16 protein-coding genes are annotated in these 19,504 nt (G+C 37.9%); 7 read left to right on the top strand and 9 right to left on the bottom strand.

All coding sequences use genetic code 11. The features are described 5' to 3' along the window. The first annotated feature begins 60 nt into the window (after positions 1–60). Positions 61–1,836 (top strand): sodium:solute symporter family protein, encoded by a 1,776-nt coding sequence (locus MM239_RS01425; protein WP_241345975.1) that lies wholly within the window; start codon positions 61–63, stop codon positions 1,834–1,836. A 2-nt stretch (positions 1,837–1,838) separates the two neighbouring features. On the opposite strand, the gene gldD is transcribed toward MM239_RS01425, so the two are convergent. Then, positions 1,839–2,417: a gliding motility lipoprotein GldD gene (gldD, locus tag MM239_RS01420; protein WP_241345974.1), complete on the bottom strand. Its 579-nt coding sequence runs from the start codon at positions 2,415–2,417 to the stop codon at positions 1,839–1,841. 110 nt (positions 2,418–2,527) lie between these two features. Between gldD and MM239_RS01415 the strand changes: the two genes are divergently transcribed. Continuing rightward, positions 2,528–3,025 carry a DinB family protein gene (locus tag MM239_RS01415; protein WP_241345973.1) on the top strand — a complete coding sequence of 166 codons (498 nt, stop codon included), beginning with the start codon at positions 2,528–2,530 and terminating at the stop codon, positions 3,023–3,025. 315 nt (positions 3,026–3,340) lie between these two features. Here the strand turns inward: MM239_RS01415 and MM239_RS01410 are convergent, their stop codons facing one another. Further along, positions 3,341–3,946 carry a nitroreductase family protein gene (locus tag MM239_RS01410; RefSeq protein ID WP_241345972.1) on the bottom strand — a complete coding sequence of 202 codons (606 nt, stop codon included), beginning with the start codon at positions 3,944–3,946 and terminating at the stop codon, positions 3,341–3,343. A gap of 95 nt (positions 3,947–4,041) precedes the next feature. After that, a complete protein-coding gene (locus MM239_RS01405; RefSeq protein ID WP_241345971.1) occupies positions 4,042–6,288 on the bottom strand; it encodes a TonB-dependent receptor domain-containing protein in 2,247 nt (748 codons plus the stop codon). Positions 6,289–6,419: 131 nt separating this feature from the next. On the opposite strand from MM239_RS01405, the gene MM239_RS01400 reads away from it, so the two are divergent. Next, positions 6,420–8,483 (top strand): alpha-L-fucosidase, encoded by a 2,064-nt coding sequence (locus tag MM239_RS01400; protein ID WP_241345970.1) that lies wholly within the window; start codon positions 6,420–6,422, stop codon positions 8,481–8,483. A 276-nt stretch (positions 8,484–8,759) separates the two neighbouring features. Here MM239_RS01400 and MM239_RS01395 read toward each other — a convergent pair whose 3' ends face one another. After that, positions 8,760–11,075 carry a M1 family metallopeptidase gene (locus MM239_RS01395; protein ID WP_241345969.1) on the bottom strand — a complete coding sequence of 772 codons (2,316 nt, stop codon included), beginning with the start codon at positions 11,073–11,075 and terminating at the stop codon, positions 8,760–8,762. A 159-nt stretch (positions 11,076–11,234) separates the two neighbouring features. After that, positions 11,235–11,816 (bottom strand): HupE/UreJ family protein, encoded by a 582-nt coding sequence (locus MM239_RS01390; RefSeq protein WP_241345968.1) that lies wholly within the window; start codon positions 11,814–11,816, stop codon positions 11,235–11,237. A 95-nt stretch (positions 11,817–11,911) separates the two neighbouring features. On the opposite strand from MM239_RS01390, the gene MM239_RS01385 reads away from it, so the two are divergent. Beyond that, positions 11,912–12,400, top strand: a complete 489-nt coding sequence (locus MM239_RS01385; protein ID WP_241345967.1) for a DUF6702 family protein — start codon at positions 11,912–11,914, stop codon at positions 12,398–12,400. Here the strand turns inward: MM239_RS01385 and MM239_RS01380 are convergent. Then, the gene (locus MM239_RS01380; RefSeq protein ID WP_241345966.1) at positions 12,397–12,942 is read right to left on the bottom strand and encodes a 2'-5' RNA ligase family protein; all 546 of its coding nucleotides are present in this window, start codon (positions 12,940–12,942) and stop codon (positions 12,397–12,399) included. The genes MM239_RS01385 and MM239_RS01380 overlap by 4 nt on opposite strands. A 112-nt stretch (positions 12,943–13,054) precedes the next feature. Here MM239_RS01380 and MM239_RS01375 point away from each other — a divergent pair, with 112 nt between their 5' ends. Beyond that, positions 13,055–13,966 (top strand): universal stress protein, encoded by a 912-nt coding sequence (locus MM239_RS01375; RefSeq protein WP_241345965.1) that lies wholly within the window; start codon positions 13,055–13,057, stop codon positions 13,964–13,966. 169 nt (positions 13,967–14,135) lie between these two features. Here the strand turns inward: MM239_RS01375 and MM239_RS01370 are convergent, their stop codons facing one another. Next, on the bottom strand, positions 14,136–15,509 hold the full coding sequence (locus MM239_RS01370) for an exopolysaccharide biosynthesis polyprenyl glycosylphosphotransferase (RefSeq protein WP_241345964.1): 1,374 nt from the start codon (positions 15,507–15,509) through the stop codon (positions 14,136–14,138). A 195-nt stretch (positions 15,510–15,704) separates the two neighbouring features. On the opposite strand from MM239_RS01370, the gene MM239_RS01365 reads away from it, so the two are divergent. Further along, a complete protein-coding gene (locus MM239_RS01365) occupies positions 15,705–16,379 on the top strand; it encodes a class I SAM-dependent methyltransferase (RefSeq protein WP_241345963.1) in 675 nt (224 codons plus the stop codon). 17 nt (positions 16,380–16,396) lie between these two features. On the opposite strand, the gene MM239_RS01360 is transcribed toward MM239_RS01365, so the two are convergent. Then, a complete protein-coding gene (locus MM239_RS01360) occupies positions 16,397–17,563 on the bottom strand; it encodes a hypothetical protein (protein WP_241345962.1) in 1,167 nt (388 codons plus the stop codon). 172 nt (positions 17,564–17,735) lie between these two features. Between MM239_RS01360 and MM239_RS01355 the strand changes: the two genes are divergently transcribed. Continuing rightward, entirely contained in the window at positions 17,736–18,197 is a 462-nt protein-coding gene (locus tag MM239_RS01355) for a GlcG/HbpS family heme-binding protein (protein WP_241345961.1), read from the top strand. A 73-nt stretch (positions 18,198–18,270) separates the two neighbouring features. Here the strand turns inward: MM239_RS01355 and wecB are convergent, their stop codons facing one another. After that, the gene (gene wecB / locus MM239_RS01350; protein ID WP_241345960.1) at positions 18,271–19,365 is read right to left on the bottom strand and encodes a non-hydrolyzing UDP-N-acetylglucosamine 2-epimerase; all 1,095 of its coding nucleotides are present in this window, start codon (positions 19,363–19,365) and stop codon (positions 18,271–18,273) included. Positions 19,366–19,504: the final 139 nt, after the last annotated feature.

Raw genomic sequence — 19,504 nt, 5'->3', positions numbered from 1 at the left:
AACATTTCCCTTTTGCTTTTTGACAAAAAGAGGGTAGTTTAGCTTCAAATCTTATAACTTATGAACATTTCATTCTTGGATTGGGCCATTATAGCTGCCTTTTTTGTGATATCTCTCATAATTGGTCTCATGACTGCCCGTAATGCAGGAACATCTTCGAAAGCATTCTTTTTATCAGGTAGGAACATGCCTTGGTGGCTTCTGGGCGTGTCAATGGTAGCTACTACATTTTCAGCAGACACTCCAAACCTTGTGACAGATATTGTAAGGAAAAATGGCGTTTCTGGAAACTGGGCATGGTGGGCATTTTTGCTTACAGGGATGCTGACGGTATTTGTGTATGCAAAACTATGGAGAAGATCAGAATCTACCACAGACCTAGAGTTTTATGAAATCAGGTATGGAGGAAAGCCTGCTGCATTTTTACGTGCTTTTCGGGCACTTTATTTAGGTGTGTTTTTCAATGTGATCATCATGGCTACTGTAGCGCTTGCCGCTATCAAAATAAGCGGTATTATGTTGGGCCTTGGCCCGTATGAAACTCTAATCATTGTAGCTGTGGTAACAGTTGCTTACAGTTCACTCGGGGGACTAAAAGGAGTATTATTGACAGATTTCTTCCAGTTTTTTATCGCTATGATCGGTGCGGTATGGGCTGCAATATATGTTTTAGGTCTTCCTGAAATTGGCTCACTTAACAATCTCCTTTCACACCCCAACGTATCAGACAAATTAGATTTCTTCCCAAGTTTTGAAGATGCAAATTTATATGTTCCGCTATTACTGATGCCATTAGCGATTCAATGGTGGGCTACTTGGTACCCTGGGGCCGAGCCTGGAGGTGGTGGTTACATTGCACAACGTATGCTTTCTGCAAAAGATGAAAAAAATGCCATAGGAGCAACTCTCTTCTTTAATATTGCGCATTATGGGATGAGACCTTGGCCTTGGATTATTATTGCTTTGGCATCATTGGTCATTTTCCCACAGATCAGTGATATCCAGACAGCTTTTCCACATATTCCAGAAGACAAGTTGGGGCACGATTTGGCATATTCTGCCATGCTTACCTACTTACCAACTGGGCTTATAGGAATTGTCCTTGCCTCATTGATAGCAGCAGTAATGTCCACTTTATCCACACACTTAAATTGGGGTTCTTCTTACATAGTGAATGACTTTTATCAAAGATTTATAAAACCCGAAGCATCTGAAAAAGAGCTTGTCATGGCAGGAAGGTTATCCACAGTCCTATTGATGGTAATGGCTGCATTTTTGGCTTTGGCACTTACAAATGCTTTGGAAGCATTCAACATCCTACTTCAAATAGGTGCAGGTACAGGAGCTATTTTTATCCTTCGATGGTTTTGGTGGAGAATCAATGCATTCACAGAGATTGCTGGTATGGTAATATCTTTTATTGTAGCACTATTTTTTGAAAAAATCAATCCTGAGCTGGAACTTATCCACATAGCAGAAGGACAGGAATACCTCAAAATACTATATGGTGTGGGTATAACCACCATAGGTTGGATACTAGTCACCTTTATCACCAAGCCTGAGGATGATGAAGTTTTATTGAGCTTTTATAGAAAAATCAAACCTGCTTCTATAGGTTGGAAATCTGTTTTGAAAAGATATCCACATGAAGTAGAAGAACAGGGCAGACTTCCAAGAGAGATTGGCTTGATGGTCGTCGGTTCTATCATGGTCTATGCTGTCCTATTTGCAGTGGGGCTTTGGCTGTATGGTGAAGTTGTACCTGCCAGTATCGCAACTATTATTGCCTTGATCGGTGGGGGTATCATCATCAAAAGCTGGAAAGGTATGAAATAAGCTTAAAACTTAAACTCCAAAGTATTGATCAAATGTATCATATCTATTTTGATATGCTCGATCACTGGTGCAAGTGAATCATTCTTCATGGCAGTATCAAAATAGAGTGCTCCACGCAAGAAGTGCTTGGTAGAATCAGTGACAAAAAACTGAAACTGGGTAGGTACTTCACCAGATAACTCTGCAACGACTCCTGTATAGCCTTTAGGAGTAATCAGGACAGACTCTTCGATCCCATAGGCTTTAACCTGGTGCTTAGCAGTCAAATTGATGGCATCACTTAGCACAAGCTTGACATCACCACCCTGCCTTCCGAGAGGAAGATAAGTCAAATGAACCTTGGCACCCATATCTTTATAGTTAAGGTTGATCCAATCTTCTTTTTGGAGATTGAAGGAATCTTTTTCGACTAAGGCTGCTTGTGGTTTTTCAAATTTGTAAGGAAAACCTTCTTGTAATTTTTCAAAACTATGTTCAGGTAGATCTATTCTATTATATCCCATTGGTCGAGGTAAGTGATCACTTCCGCAACTGGAGAAAAACAAAAGAACCAAAACACTATTTAATAGCTTGCTTGACATGTTTCAAAGTTATCAAAATGCTTTGAAATGAATGCCAATAAGACGAACTTTAAAAAAAACTACAAAGTAAAGAAGCAATGAAAAAATTGAATGGTTTAAAAAACGTCAGCATGTTAATCTTGCTTATGTTGGTATTTCATACCACTTCCCATGCACAAACAACCATGGAAGAGTTTATGATGAAATGGGAAAACGGCAAAAAATTGACATTGGCCGTCGTTGAAACAATGCCCGATGATCTACAAAATTTCAAACCGCATGAGACAGCCATGAGTTTCAGCGAGCAAGTGACTCACTTAAGTTCTGCTATCGTAGGGATTAGTGGTGGTTTTTTGATGGGCGAGGAATCGGGAATTGATCTTGAGAAAATTCCTTCTACAAAAGCAGAGCTAAAAGCCCATGTAGAAGCATGCTATGATTATGGCAAAGCAACATTTTCAAAATTGACAGATGCCCAGTTGGCCGAAAAAATTGATATTTTCGGAAATAACGCAAGCAGAAGACAGGTATTGGGATTGATAGATGATCACTGCACGCATCACAGAGGAGCAGCGATTTCTTATATCCGTGCAAACGGCATTGAACCACCAAGATTTACTGCATTTTAATGTAAAAAGCCGGGATGAACCCAGCTTTTTATCCAAGGTCTGTGTTCTCACAGACCTTTTCCAAGATCGATCATTTTTCCTGCTTTGAACAAGGCTTAAATGTTCTGTGAGAACATAGTCAGTGGCTTTGATTTATAGATGGATGTTCTGTGAAACACAGATCATGGGTATAGTTTAACCTCATGGCCTGTGTCCCCACAGACCAAGGTGATGAAATTTCTATTTCAAGATCTGATATCTATGAATATCTGGATGAAGTAAGAAAATCAAGATAGTATATTTGAAGTTAAAATTGCGGATACTTATAATAAATATTTACCCCTTTACCCATTCCACTTTTTCTTCAATCGGCTTTCTGCGACCTTCTGGCCAGCTGTCAGTAGCAGGTTTTGCTACGTAGAAGAATCCCATCAACATATCCTCATCTCCCAAACCAAACCATTCCTTGGCTTCTGGCCAAAACGTAGGTCCACCAGTACCCCAATAAGCTGCCAATCCATGTGCGGAAGCAGTGAGGTACATATTTTGGACAGCCATGGAAACCGCTGCAATTTCTTCCATCACAGGAAGATTTGCTCGGAAGTCACGCTTCATTTTAATCGCAATGACATGTGAGGCTTTCAAAGGGTTTTCCTTGAATTTTTGAAAAGTAGCTTCGATGAAATTACCATTTTTGGTAGCTCTTTCTTTGTAAAGATTTGCCTGAAAATCTGCAAACTTCACCAATCCATCACCAGAAAAAACTGTAAAACTCCAAGGTTGTGTCAATTTGTGTGTTGGGGCCCAATTCGCATTTTCTAGCATCTCTTCAATGATAGCATCGTCGATTGGATCATTTTCTTTGAATTGTGCCACAAACATGGATCGACGTCCACGGATAATTTTATTTACTTCTTCGATATTGAAATCTGGTTTTTGCATAATCTATACTTATTAATTTTCCTAATTGAATAATGTTTTTTGAGCAAAATTGGTTTATTTAAAAACTCAAAATTATTGAAATTAATCAACAATCTTTAAAACCTATACCCAACTTTCACTCCACCATAATAATTTCTTCCTGGTGCAGGCTGATAATACCTATTGGCAAAAGCATTGAGGTCATTGCCAAGACTATAATATTCATCCAATAAGTTATCCACACCCACATAAGCTTCCAAATCCCAGCTACTAGCTACACTTTGTCTCCAACCAAGTCTGCTCCCCACCAAGTTATAAGCATCTTGAAAGACGGTATTGGCATCATTGAGAGGCAGGTTATCCACATATTGGTGTGTGAAATTCAAGTAGATACCTAAATTACTTCGAATATCTACTTGATTGACCAAGGTGTGAGGTGATACACCTGTAAGCTGATTTCCAGAAAAATCATTTCCTCCACTAACAAAATCAGCAAATTCAAAAAACTGACCAGTATAAGCATGGCTAATTCTCAACTCCTGAATAGTACTTTGCTGATTTCGCCATGGTGCATAATCTATTTGCGCTTCAATTCCTCGCTGATTGGTGTTACCTGCATTGCCGAAAAGCACCACACCTTGATCATTGGTGAATGTAGTGATCGTCTCATCTAGCTTGAAGTAAAATCCAACCAAATCAATATTGAAAATCCCATGACTAATCCTATAACCTAGCTCATAGTTGACTCCTCTCTCTGCCTCAAGTGCCAAATTGATACTCCCTTCATTGGTCCTAACTTCATCTATACTTGGTGGAGAAAAGCCAGAGCTTATGCTACCATGTATTCCAGATGCATCGTTGATTCTATAAGCCAAAGCTATACGTGGAATGATAATTGGATCAAATTTCCTGCTGTTATCAGTAGGCGCTAAGGCACTAGCGTCGATAGTTCTGTTGATATCATATCTGGAAAAGTTCTGACTTGCAGCAAGTGTCAACAAAAGTTTACTGGTCAATTCCACTTCCAGTTGTTGGAACAAAAAGGCTTGCGTTGTAACCAAATCATCACTAAACCTAACCGTATCTGCTTGACCGTTTCTATTTCCAAAGTTTTGAGCAAGTGTCTTTCCGTATTGATATTCTCCACCAGCAATGATCCTGATTGGTACATTTCCTATCTGATCGTTTCGCGTAAACTTAGTCCTACCACCGTAGCTAAATGCTGTTTCAGATTTGTAATCTAATATAAATGGGTTTTCAAATGCTGTAGTGCTGACAAAAACCGATGTTTGATTATCCACACGATCCGTCAGTTGGTATTTGTGAGACAATAGACCATATAGAGACTTTTGTGAAATAGAACTATTTTGATCTTTTGAACCAGGTCTTGCTTGCCTAGGGTTTTCTTCAAGCTGATCAGTAGTCAGTGCTCCGGGAATTTCGTAAAACAAGTCTGTGTATAAAATCTGTGTGGATAACTCCTGCCTTTCGGAAGGCTTCAAATGTGCTGCCAGCTGAAAAACCTTGCGATCTACGGCGCTATGATCCCTGTACCCATCTGCCTTTTGATGCACGTAGGATGCACTAATACCGCCATCTCCAATCTTCTGCTCTATACCGAACCTATACCGAAGCAAGCCAAAATCCCCCACATTAAGCTCTGAGGATAAGTTATTGTTGCTGATTTCTGTACGGCTTTCTAAATTAATAACTCCGCCATTTCCCGCACCAAAAATACTTCCAGCAGGTCCTTTGATGATCTCTGTGTTTTGGATATTACTCAAATCCAGTAAGTTTAAAGGGGTAGTGCCATCTGGGGAAGTGAATGGCACTCCGTTCCAATATACTTTGACATTTCTAACTCCAAATGGAGATCTAAGAGAACTGCCACGAATAGATATTCTATAACTTGCTGGAGCACGCTCTTCTACCCTGACACCTGCTTTGGTGTTGAAAGCATTGACAATGGAAGTTTCGTTAAATCTATATAACTCATTTTCCTTTACTCTACTAATCGCTCCAGCCTGAAGCATTAAAGGACGCTCTGTATCATAAGCCGATACAGTGACTGTGGATAAGTCGCTAACTTCAGGGATTAAGCGAACCACTTCAATATCGCTACCTGTTAACTCTTTCGTTAATGATTGATAGGAAATATGTGAAAAAGTAAATTTATTAGATTTTGATAAATTCAATTGCACAAAACCATTTTGATCTGTTATAGCATTCTTATTTATACTTCCATAAACTACCACTCCCGGAATTGCCTCTCCGGATCTCATATCAATAACTTTAACATTTGTCTGTGCATAGGCAGTTAGTAAACAAAGTGTCAGAAGTGTGGTGAAGTATAGCTTGCGCATGGATGAAGGGAGTATAAGGTGAAGTGATCAAAAACTAGTATTATCAGTTAATAAAACAGATTAGTCAGTAAAAGTTCTAAAAATGTTAAATTTAAGCTGAATATTACAAAACGCAACAACCCTTGTATAAAATGATCAATGCTAAGAAATTACCTCTTTTACTTTTCTTACTATCGTGGGCATGTAAAGACCCTTCTGTACCAAGCCCCGTATATCCCATCCCTACAGAGAGGCAGTTGATTTGGCATAAATTGGAATACTATGGGTTCATCCATTTCAATATCAACACATTCACAGATATGGAATGGGGTAAAGGAGATGAAAATCCCGCCATATTTGATCCAACCGCATTGGATACGCGACAGTGGGCAAAAGTCGCCAAAGAAGCAGGAATGAAAGGACTTATCATCACAGCTAAGCACCATGACGGATTCTGCCTTTGGCCCTCAAAATACACAGAACATAGTGTAAAAAATTCTCCTTGGAAGGATGGAAACGGAGACCTTATCAAGGAATTGGCAGAATCTTGTAAAGCGGAAGGCATTGGTCTAGGAATATACTACTCCCCATGGGATAGAAATCATGCTGACTATGGTGATGAAGCATATATTGATTATATGAAAAATCAACTCACTGAACTATTGAGTAATTATGGTGAGTTATTCGAAATATGGTTTGATGGTGCAAATGGAGGTACAGGACACTATGGAGGTGCAAATGAAGAAAGGAAGGTAGACAAAAGAGGGTATTATCCATGGGAAAGTATCTATGAGCTAGTAAGGAAACTACAGCCCAATGCAGTGATCTTTGGCGATGCGGGTCCGGATGTCAGGTGGGTGGGAAATGAAGAGGGACATGCATACCCTAGCACTTGGTCGAACCTCATGCGTGACTCTGTCTATGCTGGTATGCCTGAATACTCAGAAAAATATGCAAGAGGGCAGGAAAATGGTAGTCACTGGGTACCTGCTGAAGCTGATGTATCCATCAGGCCTGGTTGGTACTACCATGCTTATGAAGACCACAAGGTAAAATCTCTTTCCCATCTATTGGACATCTACTACAAGAGTATAGGACAAAATAGTGCACTCCTGATCAATTTCCCAGTAGATAGGAGAGGACTAATACATGAAAATGATGTGGATCAAATCATGAAGTTATCCACAAAAATCAAGGAAGACTTTGAAACCGACTTGATCCATGATGCTAAATTAACAGCAAGCAGCAAACGAGGAAAAGGCTACGAAATCAACAAAGTACTGGACGATGAATGGAAATCTTATTGGACAACCAAAGATGGTATCACGAATGCAAGTGTAGAAATCGAATTTCCTGGCAAAATTATTTTCAACCGTTTTTTGATTCAAGAATATATCGCACTAGGACAAAGGGTCAAGGAGTTCAGTCTGGAAATTCAAACCGACAATGGCTGGGAAAATATCTATAAAGGTACTACCATAGGAGCAAAAAGGATTCTTAGACTGGAAGACCACAAGACCAATAAGATCAAGCTGACGATCCTTGATGCAATTGCCCCTCCGACGATTTCAAAGATCGGCATTTTCAATGCACCAAAACTATTGGTGCAGCCTGTTATCCACAGAAACAAGGACGGACTAGTAAAAATGGAAGTCCCCGAAACAGGTGTGGATATCTTTTATACTTTAGACGGATCTACCCCAAGCATACCCAATGGAAAACAATTTACTAAACCTTTTACTATGAAACATGCGGGTAAAATCAATGCCATTTCCATCGATCAAAGTAAAGGTAAATTTAGTGAACACTTAGAATTAAAATTTGACATAGCTAAGTCTAATTGGGAAGTGATTCACGATGATCCAAATTCGATAAACATCATCGATGATAATCCAAATACCATTTGGACAAATCCAAAAAATGAAGTTGTCGTAGACCTGGGAGAACTTATCCACATCACTGGTTTTGATTATTTACCTCCTCAGGGACGTTATTTTGGTGGATTGATATTCAAGTATAGGTTTAGCGGAAGCTTAGATGGAAAAAATTGGCATGATTTGGCAATTGGTGAATTTTCAAATATTCACAATAACCCCATCAGGCAGGAAGTTCGATTTGAGAAAGTCCAAACCCGGTTTGTTAAATTGACAAGCTTGGAGACGTGGGATGGAAATGCTACCCAGTATGCAGAAATTGGTGTTCTAACTCAAGAATAAGGATTAATATTGAAAATGGCAAAAACTAGTGAGTACGCGCCCATTAGCAGAAAAACTGGTTCTAGCAATTCAAAGTAAGTATTTTCAGGAGTTGCCCAATTTATGTTGGTTGGTCGGTAAGTACAAAGACCAAGGTGACTAAGTTCAAGCCCTCGAAAATTCTAAATGTGGAATCTTTTTCCTTGTGATGAAAGGCATGACTTTACCTTTTACAAAATAATAACAGGCAGAATGGTAAACCCACTGCCTGTTACTATTCATGAACTCCTGATAAAATTATTTTCTATTTGCCTTTTTCATAGGGTTATCTCCCGATGATGCTCCTCTTACCCCATTGGTACTTTTGAATAGCTCAAACCTACTTGGGGTGAAAGTTCTTGGCCAATAGTTGTTAGCCTCATCAATATCTGCTGTTTCACGATATGGGTCTAGCACGATACTTTTTACTTCTTTCTTCTTTGCAAATACTTTTGATACTTGCTTCTCGTTGAGCCTCCAAATCTCTGCTGGGATACGCTCTACTTCCGAACTTCCATCAGTATAATTGAATTGGATGATCAAAGGCATCACTAAGCCACCTTCATTTCTAAACTTCATTTCATAGAAATTCAGTCCACTATTTAGTAACTCTTTCTCTTTGGAGCTTAATCTATCCATAAACTCCCTATAGGCTCTTTCATCCTCAGGAGTCACAGAGAATGGATTGTAACTGTTATAGAAATCTCTAGTAGATGGGTCACTTTCCACTATAGTTTGAGGTATATCTTTGGTATTATATGTCTTTGAGATGTAAGACTCTTCCATTTCAAAATCTCTCTTAGCTGCTTCCTTTTTCTCTGCTGGACTTCTGTTGTCTAGCTTATACCAATTGACTTGCTCAAGTGCTATATCCACAGGATCTGTACCGAAGAACCAACCTCTCCAGAACCAGTCTAAATCAACTCCAGAAGCATCTTCCATAGTTCTGAAAAAATCCTCAGGTGTAGGATGCTTGAACATCCATCTCTGCGCATATTCCTTGAATGCAAAATCAAAAAGTTCACGCCCCATCACTGTCTCCCTCAATATATTTAAAGCCGTTGCTGGCTTTGCGTATGCATTTGGTCCAAATTGGATGATGTTCTCTGAATTAGTCATAATAGGCTCTAGCAGACTAGGATCACTTGCCATGTATGGTGCAATCTTATGTGCAGGCCCCCTTCTCGAAGGGTAATCTCTGTCCCACTCTTGCTCTGCCATGAACTGCATAAAGGTATTCAAGCCCTCATCCATCCATGACCACTGTCTCTCGTCGGAATTGACTATCATAGGAAAGAAGTTGTGACCAACTTCATGTATGATTACTGAGATCATTCCATATTTCACAGCATCTGTGTAAGTTCCGTCACTATCTGGCCTTCCATAGTTGAAACAAATCATCGGATACTCCATACCGTTGCTTGCCTCCACAGATATCGCAACTGGATAAGGATAATCAAATGTCTTCTCTGAATAAGACTTGACCGTATGCGCCACCACTCGCGTTGAATATTGTTCCCACAGTGGATTACCTTCTTTGCCATAATAGGACATTGCCATCACATCCTTACCACCTTGCTTCACAGCCATAGCGTCCCAAATGAACTTTCTTGAAGAAGTCCACGCAAAATCTCGAACATTATCTGCATGAAAAACCCACGTTTTCTTATCTTTTGCCTTTCCTTTTTCTAGACGCTCAGCTTCGGCTTGAGTTCTGATTACTACTGGCTTATCATAAGATGACTTGGCTTGATCCCATCTTTGTAGTTCGGTAGAAGAAAGTACCTCTTCTGGGTTTTGCAATACCCCTGTCGAGCCCACCATATGATCTGCAGGGACTGTTATCCTGACTTTATAATCTCCAAAGGTCAAGGCGAATTCACCTCTTCCTACAAACTCTTTGTTCTGCCATCCTTCAAAATCAGAATAAACAGCCATACGAGGAAACCACTCTGCTAATGTGTATAAATAATTACCATCCTTTTCAAAAAATTCATATCCAGGACGACCACCTATAAAGCTCATTCTATCATGAATGTTGAAGTTCCAATCTACAGTAAATTCAAAAGCTTCTCCAGACGCCAAAGGCTGAGGAAGATCTACTCTCATCATGGTATTGTTAATAGTAACACGAATGTCATCTCCTTCCATCGTTTTGACATGATTAATTTTGTATCCCAGGTCTTCATCATGCCATACGATGTTTTCAAGCTGTCTTAAGTTCATCCTTGGATTGATGCTACTTTCAGCCATTTTTGGTGTTCTTGAATCAGCTGCACGCTCGTTTTGGTCAAGCTGTATCCAAAGATAGTTGAGTTGATCAGGGGAATTATTATAGTAAGTTACCTTTTGCCAGCCTTTGATAGATTGGTTCTCATCATCAAGCTCTACTTCTATTTCATGATCAGCTTTCTGTTGCCAATATTGGTGACCTGGAGCACCTGAAGCCGTTCTGTACACATTTGGAGAGCGAAGCATTGTACCAAGTTGCTCAAATCGCTCAGCATGATTACGTTGTGCAGAAGCACTCCAAACACATGCAAAACATAAGCATAGTAAAATTATTTTCTTCATAAGTCGATATTTAGACAAGTTGTAGCTCAGTGATCAAAACTGCAACTTCTTGTAAATTACTATATTTTCTATTATTTATACATTCTTTTTTCTCTAAAACACCATTATGATACTATCAGTGGGGTTTGGGAAAGATGTTCAAAAAAAATTAACAACACTTTACCAAAACTTCGTGTCAATCATCATCATAATAGCCATTCCAAGAACTATAGCTGATGTAACTAAAGTCCATTCCTTGCGATTGACACCCAAAAGACCAACTATCAGAGAAGAAGAAACCAAGAAAATAGCTACTATCAATAATTGACCTACTTCTAGACCAATATTAAAGGCTAAAAGCGGTTGAAAAATCGAAGCTTCTCTCCCAAGTAAGGACCTCAAGTAATTTGAGAAACCTAGCCCATGAATTAGTCCAAAGAAGATTGCAAAAAAATAATTTAGCTGTATACCTTTACTTGAGCTAGGTTTAGGTTTAAGGATATTAGCCAAGGCAGTAATAGCAATAGTGACAGGAATCAAGAATTCTATCCAATCAGCATTAACCCTTACAATATTTAATGTGGCCATTGCAAGCGTGATAGAATGACCTATAGTAAATGCTGTGATTAAGATAATTATCTTTTTCCAATCCCTTGCTAAATAAATTGCACACAAGGCAATTACAAACAAGATATGATCAAATCCATTGATATCAAGAATATGTTTATACCCTAACTCAAAGTAAAGTCTAAATTGACCCATATTTGGCTAATTAAATTTAAATAAATTTGAGATTCATTTTTCGCAGCGTAATTATAATGCATAATTTGCACAAAAAGTAGAAAACGAGCTTACAAATGGTTTACAATTACATTTTGATTATATGGCTTGGATGGAAGGCGATGTTTCATCCTTTTTACATCAGCTTGACTGACATTCGATACAATGAAGATCAGCAATCTCTAGAAATTGCGCAAAAGATATTCTGGGATGATTTTGAAATCAGCTTGTCGAAAACATTTGAAAGCAAAGTGGATTTTATCAACCCTGAAAATACAGATCGATTGGAGAATATGGTGAAAAAATACCTTCTCACACACAATCAAATTACCATCAATGGAAAAGCCATCAAATTAAACTATCTAGGGTTCGAAATAGAAGAAGACGCAGCTTGGTTTTATTTGGAAGGAGTGTTAACGGAAACACCTAACTCAGTTGAAATCAATAATACTATATTGATCAAAGAATTTGATGAACAACAAAACTTGGTGAATTTCTATATGGGCAGAAAGCCCAAAAGCATAATTCTGCATAAAGATAAAACAAAAGGAAGCTTAAGTTTTTAAGAACTGATTTCAGCTAAGATACTCCATCTGAAATCCACCTTCTTCAATAGAACCAATTTCCCGACCACTTTTGGTTTGTAAAATATTAATGTGGATATATAGTCCCAATACATTTCAAAGTCCTTTGCCTTTACATCTTTTAAGGCAATCGTCATATGTGGGTGATAGTTTGAATCACTCAACTCTTTTGTCATTTCAAGTTCTTTCTTACAATAATGTACCAACCTAGATTGCAATTGTATCAATGCTTCATTTCTAGATACCTTGATAAAAATTACCCTTTTGCCAAATTTACCAAATCCATTCAAACCCAATTCTAATCCCTTCTCTTGATCCATAAAACCTTGAAGATGTTGAATCAAAATTTGCTCCTTCGCTTCATTCCAGCTAAAAGGCATCTTGAGTGTGACGTGGGGAGGAGATTTGAGTGCATACTTCAATCCAAACTTAGCTTGCAAAGAAGTTTTCAATTCATTTACCTCGGCTGAAACTTCCTCTGAAGGAATCCAAGCAATAAAATATTTACCAATAATTTTTGCCATTTGACACAAATATATTGGAAAAGGTAGTGATATAGCCGAAATTAGTATACAAATCTATGCTCCTTTACTCTTGGATCTGATTTATATTAACCACAAAATGTAGATAACCAACATGACAGGATTTCAAAAAGTATTGATAGGAATGGACTTATCCGAAATGGATGCTATTCTTTTAAAAAAAATCTCAGGGCTTGTCAAACCGCTTGGCATTGAAAAAATTTATTTTGTCCATGTTTCCAAAGACCTGTCTATTCCAGAATCTATCAAAAAAAAATTTCCTGATTTGGTCGCTCCTGTGGATGAAGGTATCAAATCTGAAATCAACACTACCATAAAAGAGGCAAACTTTGACGATGCAATCGATCGAGAGATTTTGGTGATAGAAGGAAGTCCATTTGAAAGCTTCATTAGACAAGCCAAAATCAAAGATGTAGACCTTATCATCATGGGAAGAAAGGATGAACTTCCTGGAAGTGGATCTTTAGCTAAAAATATGGCTCAAAAGGCGCCATGCTCTGTTCTTTTCATAACTGAATCAGGAGAAGAACTCGCTATAGATAGGATTCTCCTTCCGATGGACTTTTCTTCACACTCTGTACTTTGTGTCAAATTAGCGGAGAAGTTAAGTCAACAAGCAGGCTCGAAGTTACTTGGTCTACACCTTTTCGATATTCCGATTGGATATTATAAAACTGGAAAAAGCCATGCAGAATTCGCCGAAATCATGTCAAAAAATGTTCAAAAAGATTTTGAACATTTTATAAAAAAACATGAATTGAAACCATTCGTATGTGAGGCGATACTCAAAGAAAATGGAAATGATGGCAGGCACATTCTAAAGATAGCAAAGGAAAAGAAAACAAACCTGATCTTACTTGGAAGTAGAGGAAGGACAAATTCAGCCGCTATACTTTTGGGAAGTACTGCTGAAAAGCTAGTTCATGTCAACAACGAAGTCCCTATGCTAATTTATAAGAAAAAAGGTGAAACCATGAGTTTTTTGGCCGCCCTTTCAAAAATCTAATTCAAATCCAAAAAAACACCTTGTTGAAAAATTCAAAAATTTCAACAAGGTGTTTCACGCATATTACATTTTTTCTTTGACCGAAGCAAAAGATAGTAACATTAAGTCCAAATTGACTCAAATCTTCTTAAATTATTACTGTTCTTTTTAAAAGCTAGAAAGCTATCGGCTAATAAGCATTGTCCCTATTCAAAGCCAACTCACCAATGGTTCGAAAGCAAATACTCAGGTCCATCCAGATAGACCAGTTTTGAATATAAAAAGAATCAAGCCTTACTCTAGACCTAATTTGTCTTAGGTTTTCGATCTCACCTCTATACCCTCTTACTTGAGCAAGCCCAGTAATTCCGGGCTTAATTTTATGCCTTGAATTATACTTTTCAACTTGAAGCTGAAAGTTACGGTTCATGGGAATAGTATGAGGTCTTGGCCCTACGATAGACATGTCTCCAAAGAGCACATTTAAAAATTGAGGCATTTCGTCCAAAGAAGTTTTTCTCAAAAAGGCTCCAATTTTGGTTACTCTTGGGTCATTCTTAATGGCCTGCTTGGTATCTGCATAGTCATTTGGAGTCATGGATCTGAATTTCAAGCATCGAAAGACTTCATTGTTCACTCCGTTTCTATCTTGAATGAAAAAAATCGGTCCTCTCGATTCCATTTTGATTAGGATACCGACCAAAGGTATCATCCAACTTAGAATAAACACTGTGACAAACAGGGAGAATACGATATCAAATGACCTTTTCAAAACCCTATTCAAGAAACTATCGAGCGGAATCTCATTTACATTAATGACAAAAAACTCTCCATATTTCGAAAATGACAGGTTCTTTTCCAATTGAAGGTTACCATGAGGGATTACTTTCACTTTAAGATACCGCTCATCAGCATAGTCCATCACCTGTTTCATGGTTTGCGATTCTAAACCTTCACTTAGATAAATAAGATCTAAATCTAGTTGATCAATTTCTTCAAAAAATTTAGAAACTTCTCCTCTAGAATTTATTTGATTTGTAGCTTCATTGTCATAAAAGCCCAAAAAGTTAATACCAAAATCTCGTCTTTGACCGAATACTCTAGCAAGCTTGATACTAGAACCTGTTCTACCTAAAATGACTGCATTCCTATAGTTTTTCCCTAAGGCCCTATAATGCTTCAATGCTAGATGTACACTTACCCTATAAACACTTAAAAAGATAACTAAGGTGATAGCTACACCTACCAAAAAGAAAACTCCTAATGGATGTTCTTGACTTGGAATCCAAAATATAGACATCAAACCAACTAGCCATACCAAAGATTCTGGAATCTGTTTTAAGGTGAAGCCTATCTCTGATGTCCTGCTTATTTTGAAGTCCTTGCGACCAATGGAAATGACCATCCAGAAAAATATAAAATAACCATACAACTTAATTGTCACTTCTGGATAACCAATAAAATAGCGAAATAAGCCTACTACCATCGTAAGCCCCACCAGAAGAACTAATAAGTCACCCATAACAAAAAGCCACGGGAAATATTTGTGAAAACGTCTCTTCATAAAAATTAATTAATCTACCTTGACATTTACGTAAACATAAGGTAGATAAGTTTTCAAACTTTTCAAGTTATTTAAATTCTTCAATCAAATAGCTAAATATCTGCGTAAAATTAAAAAAGATTTACAAAGCAATAGTACTTTTAGAATAATTAATTTACCAATAATAAAGCAAGATTAGTTTTCAACAGACCGAATATGATTTTAAGAAAAATTAAAAATTTACTTGATGCTTCAAATAATCCAGAATCTATTGGGAATAAGTTCAGGAGTAGACGTTTTTTTGCATTTGAAAAATTAATGCAGCAAAATTTCAACCTAGGGTCACCTATAAAAATCTTAGATGTGGGTGGCGCAGAATATTTTTGGAAAGACAAAAATTTTTTAAATGAATATCAGGTAGAGATTACTTTATTGAATCTGGAAGCTACAGACATTAGTCATCCAAGGCTAAAAGCTATCAAGGGTGATGCTACAGATCTATCAGAATTTGAAACAGACACGTTTGACCTTGTTTTCTCTAATTCGGTGATTGAACATTTATACACTTTTGAAAACCAGCAAAAAATGGCCAATGAATGTATGAGAGTTGGTAAGAAATTTTTTATACAAACTCCTAACAAGTTTTTCCCAGTTGAAGCCCATTATGCTTTGCCTTTCGTTCAATTTTTACCAAAGCAACTAACATACTTTTTATTGACTAAAACTAAAATCAGCAGGTTCCAACGCTGGGAGAATGCTGTAGCCAAGCAATATTTAGATGAAATCAGGCTTCTCTCTTTGAATGAGGTAAAATCTCTTTTCCCAAATGCAACTATATATAAAGAGAACTTCCTAGGGCTATCTAAATCTTATGTTGCACATAATCTATGAAATATCAATAAGGTAACTTATTGCTTTTCCCTTAACTCAAAAATATAATAGCATTGATAATCTTTCTCAAAGTCGTGAAGATCTCCTTGATCTCCGTATTGGAGGTATCGATTGTTGCCCACGTTGATCAATAGACTTCCTGGCTCCTCCCAGAGTATGGGTTTACCCACTCTCTTTCCATCTTTGATATAGTAATAATATCTCTTCTTGGACTCATCTTCCAAACGTCTCAATGCTTCATCTTCACCCTCATATTTCAAGTTTGGATTGATCCCTGTTTTGTATGCTACAAGGAATTCATCTCCTTGTCCTACTATCCCGTCAAACATTCCACCCATCTTGATATTCTCACCTCGATGCTCACGTACTGTAGCATAGGAAGCATCACTCATGGGTAAATCGATGATTTTGTCACTTCCTATCCTATCCATGAAGATTTTGTCTACGGTTTTGAAGTCTTCATTGGGATCTATTTGATATAAAATAGAGTCTCCAAAAGCAATCATAGAGATATACTTTGATTCAGGATCAGAAAAATAAACGGGTTTGTCCATGAAAGGGAAAAATCTTCCTGATCTGAACATACTGTTTTCAGTATATGAGCCACCTTTCGTAATGCTTCCAGACTGAATATCCATTAGGTGGACAAGATTCAAGGTGTCATAATAATCCTCTGGATATGGTTGTAAATAGGCGTCGTTCAGATTTACAAGTGCCTTAACAGTTCCATCTGATGATTGAAAGGTACTCAGATTATCTCTGTTATAATGTACCATTCTAATTCTTACACCTTGCTCAAAAGGATACTTTCTCAATTGTTTTAGATTAAGGTCATATACAAAAGTCTGCCCCTCACTGACCAACAAGATTTCATCTCCTACAAACCCTCCACGAACCAATACCAAACCAAAAGCATCTGGACCTTCAGAAAGCTCATTTTCGGCTAAAACACTTCCATTCTTGTCCAAAATATAATAATGCCCTTCCATACTCGGAAACTTCACCGCTAAATAAATCTCTTTCTGAGGATGATAATCTATGATTTTGACTGGGTCCATCATGTCTATCACCAGTGAGTCTACTGCTTCAAATGTAAACTCTTTGTCCAGATCAGAATTTTTACTCTTTGGGTTACATGCTATGTAAGTGAATATCAGAAAGAGCAAGTAAAGTAGATTTCTCATTAGCTTAAAGTTTGGCACAATATACCAATCAATTAGTTGGTAAAAAAATTACGAGGATAAAAGCAGTGCAAATGATTCATATCAAATCGACCGATTAGAATTAGAAGCAAAAAAACTGGGAGCTTGGGTAGAAAATTCGGATTTTAGCAAATAGAACATAAAAGCAAAAATAATGAAACGTCTTCTTAGCACTTTACTAACAATCATACTGACTGCATATATTGCAAATGCTCAAACTCAGCCAGTCCTTAATCTTGACCTTGCTAACAAAATCGCAAATGCAGCTCAAGAGAAGGCCACATCTGAAAACTGGAATGTCGTCATCACCATTTTGGATCAAGGAGGTAATCTTGTTTTACTCAAAAAAATGGACGGCACTCAGATAGGTAGTATTGAGGTAGCGCAACTCAAAGCCAAAACTGCCTTTGAGTTCAAAAGGTCTACAAAAGTATTTGAAGACATGATCAAAGGCGGTGCTGTACATTTAAATACTATGCCTATAACAGCCGTAGAGGGTGGTTTGCCAATATTTAAGGATGGGCAAATCATAGGAGCCATAGGTATCTCTGGTGTGACTTCGGCACAAGATGGGATCATTGCTGAAGCAGCTTTGAAAGCACTAGCCTTAGACTGAAGCATGAAACCATTAAGTCAACTTGATGATGATTTCTTCATGTTTAGAATGCAGGGCTAACAATACCTCTGAATCATATATACAATTCTATCACTTTGTCCACAATTCTACGAGCAGCATTGCCATCCCAAAGCGGTATACCTTGATAAGATTTCCATTCTCCTTTCATCAACTTCTGCAAGAATGGTTTCAGATTATCAGGATTGGTACCTACGAGTTCATTTGTACCTAGGGTGATTGTTTCAGGTCTTTCGGTATTGTCTCTCAAAGTTAAACAAGGTACATTCATAACCGAAGCCTCTTCAGTAATTCCTCCAGAATCAGTTATAACGGCAAAGGCATTTTCCACCAAATAGTTAAACTCTAAGTAACCCAATGGATCTACCATATGTAAGCTTGGGTAAGAAATCCCTAATTCTCTCATATTGGTAGCTGTTCTTGGGTGGACAGGAAATATTACAGGCATACTGGCTGTAACCATCATGATAGCATCAATCATTGCCTTCAGCTTTTCTTGCTGATCTACATTTGCTGGCCTGTGCATTGTCAACACGAAGTATTTTCTCTTTTCTAATCGGTCAAACACCTCTCCCTCCGGCCTAGAAAATCTGGGCTGATTGGCAATCAAAGTATCTATCATCGTATTTCCCACTAAATGAATTTTCTCTTGTGGTACTCCGCTTGAAATTAAGTTGTCATTGGCTAACTTGGAAGTTGTAAAAAAATGATCAGTGATACTATCGGTCACGATACGATTGATCTCCTCTGGCATGGTCATGTCGCCAGACCTGATACCACCTTCCACATGTGCGACATCGATGAGTAGCTTTTTAGCTGTTATGGTACATGCCAAGGTAGATGTGACATCCCCTACTACAATAACAAGAGCTGGTCGATTTGCAATAAGTTCCTTCTCGAATGCCAACATAACCGCAGCTGTCTGTTCTGCTTGCGAGCCTCCTCCAGCACCAAGATTGACATGAGGCGAGGGGATATGAAGTTGTTCAAAAAAATCACCAGACATCTTTTGATCATAGTGCTGACCTGTATGTACCAAACGATACTTCAAGTTAGGAAGCGAATCCATGCTAGCCAAAAGCTGATGAATGATAGGAGCAATTTTCATAAAATTAGGTCTTGCCCCAGCTACCAAAGTGATTAAAGCCATAATTTATCAAGGTTTGAAGGGCTAAATTAGACATAATTAATAGGCTTGCAATGTAATTTCAAGCCTTATCTAAAGGAAAATAAGACGATTTGCAGTTTTATTTCGTTTATTTGTATTCAGACTTCCCAAAGAGAACATT

The sequence above is a fragment of the Belliella filtrata genome, from assembly GCF_022549775.1.
GTDB classification, from domain to species: Bacteria; Bacteroidota; Bacteroidia; order Cytophagales; family Cyclobacteriaceae; genus Belliella; species Belliella filtrata.
Note: the sequence above shows the minus strand (reverse complement) of the source record. Positions and strands in the feature narration are given on the sequence as shown.